The 10,363-nt window shown below is 40.9% G+C and carries 11 protein-coding genes and 2 pseudogenes; all 13 read left to right on the forward strand.

From position 1 onward, the window contains the following. Positions 1–14: 14 nt before the first annotated feature. The 13 genes and pseudogenes from METMI_RS0116290 to METMI_RS0116350 all read left to right on the forward strand — a co-directional run bounded on the left by METMI_RS0116290 (position 15) and on the right by METMI_RS0116350 (position 10,305). Positions 15–749 carry an FkbM family methyltransferase gene (locus tag METMI_RS0116290; protein ID WP_019867365.1) on the forward strand — a complete coding sequence of 245 codons (735 nt, stop codon included), beginning with the start codon at positions 15–17 and terminating at the stop codon, positions 747–749. Positions 750–1,033: 284 nt separating this feature from the next. Next, positions 1,034–1,365, forward strand: a pseudogene (gene tnpA, locus METMI_RS26390) (IS200/IS605 family transposase); the annotation flags it as partial. A 40-nt stretch (positions 1,366–1,405) separates the two neighbouring features. Further along, a complete protein-coding gene (locus METMI_RS0116295; protein WP_019867366.1) occupies positions 1,406–2,560 on the forward strand; it encodes a hypothetical protein in 1,155 nt (384 codons plus the stop codon). A 294-nt stretch (positions 2,561–2,854) separates the two neighbouring features. Next, complete coding sequence (locus tag METMI_RS0116300; protein WP_019867367.1) at positions 2,855–3,637, forward strand: glycosyltransferase family 2 protein; 783 nt, start codon at positions 2,855–2,857, stop codon at positions 3,635–3,637. Positions 3,638–3,796: 159 nt separating this feature from the next. Then, positions 3,797–4,636, forward strand: a complete 840-nt coding sequence (locus METMI_RS0116305; protein ID WP_019867368.1) for an FkbM family methyltransferase — start codon at positions 3,797–3,799, stop codon at positions 4,634–4,636. A gap of 1 nt (position 4,637) precedes the next feature. Beyond that, a complete protein-coding gene (locus METMI_RS0116310; RefSeq protein ID WP_198007934.1) occupies positions 4,638–5,537 on the forward strand; it encodes a glycosyltransferase family 2 protein in 900 nt (299 codons plus the stop codon). A gap of 240 nt (positions 5,538–5,777) precedes the next feature. Further along, positions 5,778–6,305: a WcaF family extracellular polysaccharide biosynthesis acetyltransferase gene (locus METMI_RS0116315; protein ID WP_019867370.1), complete on the forward strand. Its 528-nt coding sequence runs from the start codon at positions 5,778–5,780 to the stop codon at positions 6,303–6,305. Positions 6,306–6,615: 310 nt separating this feature from the next. Then, positions 6,616–7,002 (forward strand): IS4/Tn5 family transposase DNA-binding protein, encoded by a 387-nt coding sequence (locus tag METMI_RS28315; RefSeq protein WP_408630396.1) that lies wholly within the window; start codon positions 6,616–6,618, stop codon positions 7,000–7,002. 206 nt (positions 7,003–7,208) lie between these two features. Then, the gene (locus METMI_RS28320) at positions 7,209–7,571 is read left to right on the forward strand and encodes a hypothetical protein (RefSeq protein ID WP_029151440.1); all 363 of its coding nucleotides are present in this window, start codon (positions 7,209–7,211) and stop codon (positions 7,569–7,571) included. A 57-nt stretch (positions 7,572–7,628) separates the two neighbouring features. Beyond that, entirely contained in the window at positions 7,629–7,964 is a 336-nt protein-coding gene (locus METMI_RS28325; protein ID WP_019867371.1) for an IS4 family transposase, read from the forward strand. A 437-nt stretch (positions 7,965–8,401) separates the two neighbouring features. Further along, a complete protein-coding gene (locus tag METMI_RS0116340; RefSeq protein ID WP_019867373.1) occupies positions 8,402–8,788 on the forward strand; it encodes a transposase in 387 nt (128 codons plus the stop codon). A 121-nt stretch (positions 8,789–8,909) separates the two neighbouring features. Next, positions 8,910–9,491, forward strand: a pseudogene (locus METMI_RS0116345) (IS1595 family transposase); the annotation flags it as partial. A gap of 64 nt (positions 9,492–9,555) precedes the next feature. Continuing rightward, on the forward strand, positions 9,556–10,305 hold the full coding sequence (locus tag METMI_RS0116350) for a glycosyltransferase family 2 protein (protein WP_019867375.1): 750 nt from the start codon (positions 9,556–9,558) through the stop codon (positions 10,303–10,305). Positions 10,306–10,363 lie beyond the last annotated feature (58 nt).

The raw sequence follows: 10,363 nt of genomic DNA on the forward strand, positions 1-10,363 counted from the left end.
GAGGTTGTAATAAAATGATTTCAATAAATACTCAGAAAAAGATTATAAAAAATACTTTCAGGAGGTTTGGCTTAGAAATAAATAGGTATGCTCCAGAATCATCTCAAGCTGCACAAATAACTTCCATATTAAGGAAATTTGAAATCGATCTGGTTTTTGACATCGGTGCCAATGAAGGACAGTTCGCATCAGAAATACGTAGTGGTGGTTATGCTGGGAATATTGTTTCATTTGAACCGCTTTCTAACGCTTATGTTGTTTTACAACAAACGAGCGCGAGGGATACTAAATGGGTTGTATATCCACGCTGTGCATTGGGGGCGCATAACGATGAGATTGAAATCAATATTTCAGGTAATTCTGTAAGTAGCTCTTTGCTGACCATGCTCGATAGCCATATATCGGCAGCCCCACACAGCACTTATATTGGAAGGGAATCTGTTCCTTTGTTAACTTTAGATTCAATGGCGTTCGGTTTTACTGAAAAATTTAAGAATCCGTTCCTGAAAATCGATACTCAAGGTTTCGAATGGGAAGTTTTAAATGGTGCGCAGAATGTGCTTCCTCATATGCGAGGAATTCTTCTCGAACTATCGCTGGTTCCACTATATGAAGGGCAGCATCTTTGGCAAGAGATGATGGAACGATTAATTGCAGAAGGTTTTGACCTGTGGGCTATCCAGCCCGGATTCACCGACCCACATAACGGTAGAACACTTCAGGTCGATGGAATTTTCATTAGAAAATAATAAGTTTAAATGAGATTGGTTAACTGGCCAGTGTTTGTTTTCTTATAGTAGTTAAGCATAAATGCTGAGTAAATATAATTGTAGCATATTAGTTCTCGGAAAGCTGGGATAAAGTTTATATAGCAGGAATTGGTAGTGGGAATAGGCTGAATTATTTGAGGGATAAATAAAGTTTATGGATAATTAAATCTGGTAAACCCCAGGCCTTGCGGTTCCCCAAAGGTTTGACCTATAAGTCTGTCGATCATCCTCTGATATTCGATAAAGAGAAAGTGGAATCAACCCTGCGAGGGTGTCAAAGTCTGAACTATACCAAGTGGAATTGCAAATACCACATTGTGTTTGTCCCGAAAAGAAGAAAAAAAGTGATCTTTGGGAAATTAGGGGGGGCTGAACTTGCCAAACAGAAAGGTTGTGAGAGTTGGAATGGTCTTTGATGTCGGATCACGTACTAATGTACCCGAGAATCCCACCCAAATATGAAATTTCGAATGTGGTGGGATTTATCAAAGGCAAAAGTGCCATATCCAGATAGTTTATGGACAAAACGAAAAACTTTGCCGGAGAAAATTTTTTGTCGAGGGATTACTTTGTATCCACTGTGGTTCTGGATGAAGAGAGGGTGGCTTTTATTTTATGTGTATGTGTGAGGTATCATGAGTTTTCTTGTTGTAAAAAAAGAGACTATGGGTGCAGTAGCTCTTGTATTGATGGCTACGATACTATGTGGTTTCTTGAATACAAGAGGCGCGTTGTTATTTGTGGGATTGTTTTCGTTAGCCCTACTTTTTGTTCTAAGGTCATCTATTGCGAGAATATTTATTAATAGACCATCCATTTTTGTTTTGTACTTTATGGTGTTAGCTAGTACCACATATTCATATTTTTTAGGTTTGGAGATTAGTATATGGCAAATCGTTAGATCGCAAATTTGGACTCTAATTTCAATTCCATTAGGACTTGCAAGTTATTATTATGCTAATTCAATTAATGCTATAACAATAAAAATGATAGTTCGATTTGTTGAGGTGTGGATCACTATGGTTTCTGTATTGGTAATAATAGAACTACTTACCGGGATACCAATTTCTCCTGCAATGATTCGTAGTGATTTGGACTCTGAGATTAGGTTATATATAATCGGTTCGAATATTGGGTTGTTTTTCTTACCAGTGTTTTTGTACATGAAAAAATATATTATATCGTTTCTGTCGATATTTCTTGTTGGGATAACAGGTGGAAAAACTGCAATGTTTTTAGTATTTATGTATATAGTTTTTTCAGTATTTACGATTAAGGGAGGTAGAGGTAAAGTCGTTAAGTTGATTGCAATTCCATTATTTGTGGTTACATTGTTTTTTTTAAGTATGTATTTACACAGAATCGATGACTATATCGAACATGGAGATTCATGGAGACATTCTCAAATTATAGCTGCATATAACTTATGGTCTAGCTCTTTTAAGACAACCTTATTTGGAATTGGTATGGGCGTCCCCTATTGGGATGGTTTTTTAGGTTCATTAAATGATGATCCTGTGATTGTGAATTCGAGATTTGATATTGAGAACGGGTACCTATATTTACTTACTAGATTTGGAGCAGTTGGATCAATACTTTACCTTTATCTGACTCTTATTCATTGGGGGCGCTATAACATTTTGTTTATTATTGATATTTTAGTTTGGTGGATGGGAGGGTCTCCTAGCGGAGGGTCTGTAGCCATCACATTCGTAAGCTTTGGTATATCTGCAGGGATTTTTTCTTATCTTATTTCAATTGATCATTTATATCCAAGCAAAAAGTATTGAAAAAAAGTAGACTTGTATCTATAAAACAATTCCTGATTAAGAAAATACTTCAGCTAGGGGAAAATTCCCATTAATCCGTCAGGAAAACAAGAACTCAAGTGCAAATAATGTAGCTTATAAACAATCATTTATGAAGTCATAAAAGTACTAGCTGAAGCATCTTGCCAATCAGGAAACAATTTGCCTGGTAAGTATCATGGAGATACGTGAGGTACTTTCACTTTATTTTATGAGCTATGCAAATTGGCTAAATAAAAAATTATAAGAATAGTTAAGCGCTATCAGATATTTAAAATGAAAAATAAAACTGCTACTTTTTTTTCTATAGTTACAATTTGCTACAATGATTTGGGCGGGCTTAAAAGAACGTACAGAAGTATAAAAAGCCAGAAGTTTCATGCATATGAATGGATCGTTGTAGATGGTGCATCTATAGATGGCACTCAAATTTTTTTAAGAAGTATAGAGAATGATATGCCGTTGGCCTGGAGTTCTGAACCAGATAATGGCATTTACGATGCTATGAATAAGGGAATTGGAAAATCGATTGGTAATTATATTGTTTTTATGAATTCAGGAGATGCATTAGCTTCCAATAAAGTACTTGAAATGGTTTTTCAAGTAATAAAAGAAGAATCTAATATTGATTTTCTATATGGTGATGCATTTGAACAAGATAAAAAGGGGAGATTCTATCTAAAAAAAGCTAGGTCACATAATTTTATTTGGTACGGAATGTTTACGCATCATCAAGCAATGTTCTATCTCAGGGAAAGGATTTCTAATAAAAAGTATAGGGATGATTTTAAAGTTGGAGCTGACTACGCTTTTACATGCGAGTTTCTGCAGAAAAGTTCTGTGATTCGGAGATTAAGTTTTCCAATATGTATATTTTTACAGGGAGGTATTTCATCTCAATTAGTTGAAATAGCCGCCCATGAACAAAAAATTGTTTGGGATGAAATTTTGCAAATTCCTTTAGTTTTACAATGGGCAATTAGGTTCATTCAGTGCTCAGTGTTCATGATTAAAAAAAAAATACCTTGGATATATAACTTGATTCGATTCACAAGATGACTTTGTCAAATAGCCATCCTAATTATCGATTTCAATGATGAGAATATCTTAAATAAGGTCAACAACATTTATGATAAAAACATAACGAAATAAGCAGATTTTTCATTTTCATGATGTTAGTATTATGTAATTATAATTGCCAGCTCTCAAGGAAAAATCATGCTACAAAAAATTATTCTCGATAAAAAAATTAGTCCACTATTGAGACCTATTAGGTGGTTATATAGAAAGTTTCGTAATATTTTACCAAGCACTCAAACATTGAAGCAGCTAAAATTGAATGAGGTTATTTACCTTGTCTGGCTAAATGAAGATATCGGAAAAAAGATGATGATTACCCGGTCTTTTGAATCCAGTGAGACAAATGCATTAAAAAAGCTCATTAGAAAAGGCGATGTCTGTTTTGATATTGGCGGTAATATAGGATATTACTCCCTAAATATGGCTCTCCTTTCTTCAAAGGAAGGGAAAGTATTTACCTTTGAGCCCATAAAAAGAAATGCATTAGTTATTGAACTCGCGGCGCAATTGAACGCATTAACAAATATTATTGTAGAGAACGTAGCCGTATCTAATTCAGTTGGCTGTGTTGTCCTGAATATTCCTGAAGGAGATGGTGCTTATGCATATTTGGGCAGTAGTTCAGATACTGAAGGTTTAATTGTGCCAACCATTACAATTGACAATTACTTTTCAAAATTAGAACTTAAACAAGTAGATATCATTAAGGTTGATGTAGAGGGGGCAGAAATGTTGGTTTTAGAGGGGGCAATGAAACTAATAGGATCTAACAGCCCTCCCAGGGTGATTATGATGGAGCTTGTTGATGAGTATCTAAGTCGTTTTAATTCTTCTGTGAATGATGTATTAGTCTTAATGGGTGAATATGGTTATAAACCATATTATGCTATTAATAATGGGGATTTAATTAAGGCCAACAGTGATTGTTCGGAGGCTAATTTTTTCTTTTTACGGCCTGATGCTGAAGGGACACTTTGAAATGCTGACAGCTATTATTCTGACATTTAATGAAGAGTTGCATATTGAGCGCTGTATTCGTTCTGTTATCGACCTTGCAAAAAATGTTATTGTTATTGACTCTTTTTCTACAGATAAGACTGTGGAAATTGCGGAGTCACTCGGAGCTTACGTTGTGCAAAGAAAGTTCATAAATCAAGCTGAGCAATTTCAATGGGGATTAGATAACTTAGAAATTCAAACAGAATGGATTATTAAATTGGATGCCGATGAATATATCGAATCTGATTTGAATACAGAGATTGCAAATCGTTTGGTATTATTAAATTCTGAAATTCAGGGAGTATATTTAAAGAGAAAAATTTTTTTTCATCAAAAATGGATACGTTTTGGCGGGATATATCCTCAATATTTTCTCAGAATTTGGAAAACAGGCAAAGGTCGGGTAGAGCATCGTTGGATGGATGAGCATACAGTTCTAGATTCTGGTGCTAAGTCCATTATATTTCAAGGATCATTTGTAGATGACAATAGGAAAGGTATTACATTTTGGATTAATAAGGTGAACTCTTATGCCTCTAGAGAGATGCTGGAGTTATTGAATTTAAAATATTCACTTTACGATAAAGACGATTCAATCAAAAATTTTGATGACCCACAAGCAAAGAAAAACAGGATTTTAAAGGAAATACTGTATTCAAGGTTGCCGATAGGTGTTAGGTCATTTGGCTATTTTGTTTATAGATATATACTTTGTCTTGGCTTTCTTGATGGTTATAAAGGACTTATTTTTCACTTATTTCAGGCATTTTTTTATAGACTTCTCGTAGACGTGAAATTACTAGAAATTGAGATGGAAACAAAAGGTGATAGGGAATATATGAAGGCATATATAAAGAAATATCATGGAATTGAACTCTAGCAGAGTAATGGGCTTGTCTCAGCAATTCTCATTATGGAAATTACTATAGGTTGAGTATTCTACTTATTAAGAGAATTGTGTGATTTGACTATTTTTTGATCAAATCGGCAATCACTGCGGTGAAAAATAACAAAATATAATTATTTTAATTTTTACTGTATTGATTTTTATTGAACATCCCATAATTATTCTTGTTTGACTTACTACAATTCAGCAAGCTGTGGAGCCACTGTGCAATTAATGAAATATAACGATGAATGTTTTTTACGTGGCAGAGGTACTATTGTCGAAGGGCTATGGATAATCACACAATGGCTTTTCGTGAGTTCATGGTTGCCCGGAAGCTTTCACCGATGTTTATTGCTCAGACTGTTTGGTGCTAGAATTGGAAATGATGTAATTATAAAACCTAGGGTTAGGATTAAATTTCCTTGGCGATTAGTAATTGGATGTTATTCCTGGATTGGCGAAGCTGTTTGGATTGATAATCTTGATCAGGTGACTATCGGATCTAATACTTGTTTATCACAAGGTGTATACGTTTGTACTGGTAGCCATGATTGGGGCAAAATTGAATTCAATCTAATTGTAAAACCAGTGGTTATAGAAGATCAAGTTTGGATCGCTGCCAAAGCAATACTTTCACCTGGTACAGTTGTTAGGCAAGGCGCTATTTTAACTATGGGGAGCATGGCATCTAAAGAGTTAGACCCTTGGACTATTTATGCCGGGATCCCTGCGAAACCTATTCGTGAGCGTGAAGTGTAAAATAGCTAAACATGAAAACTCTGGTTCAATGAAAATGATGAACTGAGTATCATGGTTTTTGGTTATTCTCTACTAAATGAAATCAAACGGATCATCTTTCATTAGGTCGACAATTTACAGTGAAAATCGGGCGCAGCGATATAAAAGAACAAAGCAGTTTGGTGAATTCGGAATGCTCTCATATCAAAGGTTTCTATGAAAAGATGGTAATACCCTTCTCAACCCTTTAAACCACACCATTACCCACAACTCCAAAAAATCAGCGATGATATAACCTTTTCACTAATCATATGAGCTGGGTACAACAGGAATTGGGGGCCTAGAATTAGGCGACAAACGGCGGACGAAACGGTTGGTGTCACTGATGGAAAACTTATCAAATTCACCCAGGGCGAGCATTCCAAGCGCCTCCGAAGGCTGGGCGGAAACGAAGGCGGCTTACCGCCTGCTGTCAAACGGCGCCGTAGACCCGATGGAACTGTTGGCCTGCCATGCCGGGAAAAGCGAACACAGGGCGCAAGGGCATCCGGTGGTCCTGTGCATCCAGGACACCACCGAACTGGATTTCACTAGCCAGCCCGGCATCGCCGGGCTGGGCCGCCTCAGTTACGAGGCACAGCACGGCCTGTACGCCCACCTGACGCTGATGGCCACGCCGCAACGCCTGGCCTTGGGGGTGATGGACGCCTGGCTGTAACCTAAGGGTCATAAATGGGCGCGGCAACCCAAAGGCACAAGCCCTGTCCCTAAGGAAAGCAGCCGCTGGAAAGAAGGCTACACCCTCGTGGCCGACACCGCCGGACGTGTGCCGGACAGCCGCTTTGTCCAGGTCGGCGACCGTGAGTCCGATATCCGCGAACTGATGGATGAGGCGAGGCGGCGCAACTATTCGGCTGACTTTTTGTGCGGGCTCGGCATAACCGCAACTTGGCGAAAACGGGTGAAGAAGAGGCTGCCCAAAAGCTGTGGGACAAAGCCAGCCAGCAACAGCCACTGGGGCAAATTGAATTTATGCTCGAAGCCAACGGCGACCGCAAGGTTTGCCAGAGCCTGTATGCCCTGCGGGCCACCTTGCCCAAGCACAAAGGCGAACCCGAATTGGACGTGACGGCCATCCTGGCACGCGAGGACAACCCGCCGCCGGGTGAAAAGGCCATTGAATGGCGGCTGCTGACCAACCGCGAGGCCGCCACCCTCGAGCAGGCGGCGGAACTGGTGGGGTGGTACCGTTGCCGGTGGCCGGTTGACGTGTGCCCTTTAGGGTAAATCTTTTTCCGCATCCTAAAAAGTGGTTGCCGTGTCGAGGCCAGGCAACTGGCCAGCATGGAACGGCTGGAGCGGTTGCTGGTGATTTATTTCATCATCGCCTGGCGGATCCTCCATCTGGTGACGCTTGGCCAGGAATGCCCGGGGCTGCCGTGTGACGTGGTGTTCGACCCCGAAGAATGGCAGGCCGCCTGGATGGTGGCGCATCGGAAAAAGCCGCCGCCGGAACCGCCACCGCTGGGCGAAATGGTGCGGCTGGTCGCCCGCCTGGGCGGTTTTTTAGGCCGCAAATCCGATGGCAAGCCCGGGCCCAAGGCGATTTGGGAAGGCATGGAGAAAGTCCGGCATTATGCTGTCGGGATTGAAGTGGGCAAAGCGGTTTATGCCATTTGATATAAGATGTGGGTAATCGTGTGCCTTTAAACCTAAGGCAGCTAAAAAATTTCAAGTTGATTTATATTTCTGTTTTCGGTGAGGTTTAGGGTGTTCCGATCGTGGTTTTGACGCATCCGGCACAACTCCGATCAAATTTTTGGTGATTTCTTTTAAAGTGGTAGTGAAAACTGTCCCCTGGTTGGCATGAGCGCGTGGCAAGCACCGTTTGAGGTGTGAAAAGGTATAAGTTCAGTTAATCTTATGGCCTTATCTGATGCTCTGGGTAGGCTTCGGCTTCATGATCCGTCAGCGAATTGAGGTTATTGGCAAGGATTTTAAAGCGGTGGGTTTAAGGCGGGATTGCTCGAACAGTTTTGATGAATGCAAAAAGCCGATAATGCCGATTAAAATATTGGCTCGATATGTGTTTTGAGGTCTTTTGATAAAATAGTCTGATGGAAACCTCAATCATAACTATCAAACAACTGGTCAGTGAAGCCCAATGTTATGCCACCATCCGGCAGTTGCGTTGGGCTGATGGTGTCAGCTGCCCGCATTGCGACAGCGGCGACACGATTCGTCGTGGCTACGACAGCCCGCAACACACCTGCCAGCGTTACCAATGCAAGACTTGTGACAAACGTTTCGATGACCTGACCGGGACGGTTTTGTCGGGGTATCACCAGCCGCTGTCGGTCTGGGTGCTGTGCCTGTATTTCATGGGGCTGAACCTGTCCAACCAGCAGATTGCCCAAGAACTGGACTTGAACAAGGACGATTTGCAGTACATGACTGAACACCTACGCACAGGCATTGATAAAAAAAGGCTATGTCACCGTTAATTGTGGAAGCCTTAAATGACGCGGCTTTGAGTAAAAGCCGCAATCCGCATTAAATAAGGCTTTGCGCCGAACATAAAATTTTTTCAACAACTAACGGTGACATAGCCTAAAAAAAAGAGCCGGTAACCCTGTCCGGGGGGGCGAATGCGACGAGGTCTATATAGTGGCGGGCCACAAAGGACAACCGGAAAAAGTTGCCGAAGCCGGACGGAAACCCCGTTGCCGCCGTCTGAAGGGCGCGCGTGGACGTGGTACGCTGGCGACGGAGAAACCACCCGTTTTTGGCATGATCCAACGTACGGGTGAAGTCGTCATCAGGATGCTAGACAACGTGCAACAGGCCACCATCAACCCCTTGATCCTACAAACCATTATGCCCGGCACACCAATCTATACCGACGAATACAACATCTACAGCCGCTTGGAAGCGTGGGGCTACCCACACAAGACCGTCAACCATTCGGCGGGTGAATACGCCCGCGATGAAGATGGTGACGGCTTCTGCGAAGTCCATTCAAACACCATGGAAGGCTTCTGGTCGCTGTTGCGTTCCTGGCTGCGCCCGCATCGCGGCATTTCACAAGCCAAGTTGCCGCTGTACCTGAGCTTTTTTGAGTTTGTCCATAATGTCAGAAAACGCGGTAAAGGCTTGCTGTCTTCGTTATTGGCTGTTTTGGTTAAAAAGACCCCAAAAGCCATATAGAGCCAAAGCTAATTGCTGATGAAATTCTCGAAAATTTAGGTGAAATATAAAATAGGATTGTTGTGTGAAAATTTCTATCATCACTTCGGTTTTTAACAACCAAGAAACCATCGCTGATGCCATCGCTTCGGTGCTGTCACAAACGTATCCTGATATTGAATACATTATCATCGACGGCGGTTCCACTGATGGTACGGTAGGTGTTGTGAAACCTTATCAAGACCGTCTGGCTACATTTATCTCCGAACCGGATAAAGGCATTTATGATGGCCTTAATAAAGGCATAAAGCTGGCGACGGGCGACATTATTGGTTTTTTGCATTCGGATGATTTGTATGAAGATAACCAAGCGATCGAAAAAGTCGCCCAAGCTTTTATGGATTATGGTGTTGATTCTGTTTACGGAGACCTGACTTATATCGATAAAAATGACCCTACGAGAATTATCCGTTATTGGCAAAGTGGCGGGTTCTCGCTGAATAAATTGCGTCATGGCTGGATGCCGCCCCATCCGACTTTTTTTGTTAAACGGGACGTCTACGAACGCTATGGTTTGTTTGATACCCGTTTTAAAATTGCCGCCGATTATGATTTGATCTTGCGTTTTTTGGGTAAGCAGCAAATTTCAACACATTACATCCCTAGCATTTTGATAAAAATGCGTGTGGGTGGGGCAAGCAATAAGAATTGGAAAAATATTTTAAGAAAAAGCACCGAAGATCTCCAAGCCATGAAAAATAATGGCATAGGCGGGGTATTTAGCCTGGTCATCAAAAACTTATCAAAACTACAGCAGTTTTTTCGTAAGGCCTAGAAAATTCACTTCAGGCACAGTAATCGGGCATAGCAGAATATTTTAATTGGTAGTGTCC

The sequence above is a fragment of the Methylovulum miyakonense HT12 genome, from assembly GCF_000384075.1.
GTDB classification, from domain to species: Bacteria; Pseudomonadota; Gammaproteobacteria; order Methylococcales; family Methylomonadaceae; genus Methylovulum; species Methylovulum miyakonense.

Bases quoted from the DNA above. Each gene is read 5' to 3' on its own strand.
- METMI_RS0116290 (WP_019867365.1), top strand. From the start codon at position 15: ATGATTTCAATAAATACTCAGAAAAAGATTATAAAAAATACTTTCAGG.
- METMI_RS0116295 (WP_019867366.1), top strand. From the start codon at position 1,406: ATGAGTTTTCTTGTTGTAAAAAAAGAGACTATGGGTGCAGTAGCTCTT.
- METMI_RS0116300 (WP_019867367.1), top strand. From the start codon at position 2,855: ATGAAAAATAAAACTGCTACTTTTTTTTCTATAGTTACAATTTGCTAC.
- METMI_RS0116305 (WP_019867368.1), top strand. From the start codon at position 3,797: ATGCTACAAAAAATTATTCTCGATAAAAAAATTAGTCCACTATTGAGA.
- METMI_RS0116310 (WP_198007934.1), top strand. From the start codon at position 4,638: ATGCTGACAGCTATTATTCTGACATTTAATGAAGAGTTGCATATTGAG.
- METMI_RS0116315 (WP_019867370.1), top strand. From the start codon at position 5,778: ATGAAATATAACGATGAATGTTTTTTACGTGGCAGAGGTACTATTGTC.
- METMI_RS28325 (WP_019867371.1), top strand. From the start codon at position 7,629: ATGGAACGGCTGGAGCGGTTGCTGGTGATTTATTTCATCATCGCCTGG.
- METMI_RS0116340 (WP_019867373.1), top strand. From the start codon at position 8,402: ATGGAAACCTCAATCATAACTATCAAACAACTGGTCAGTGAAGCCCAA.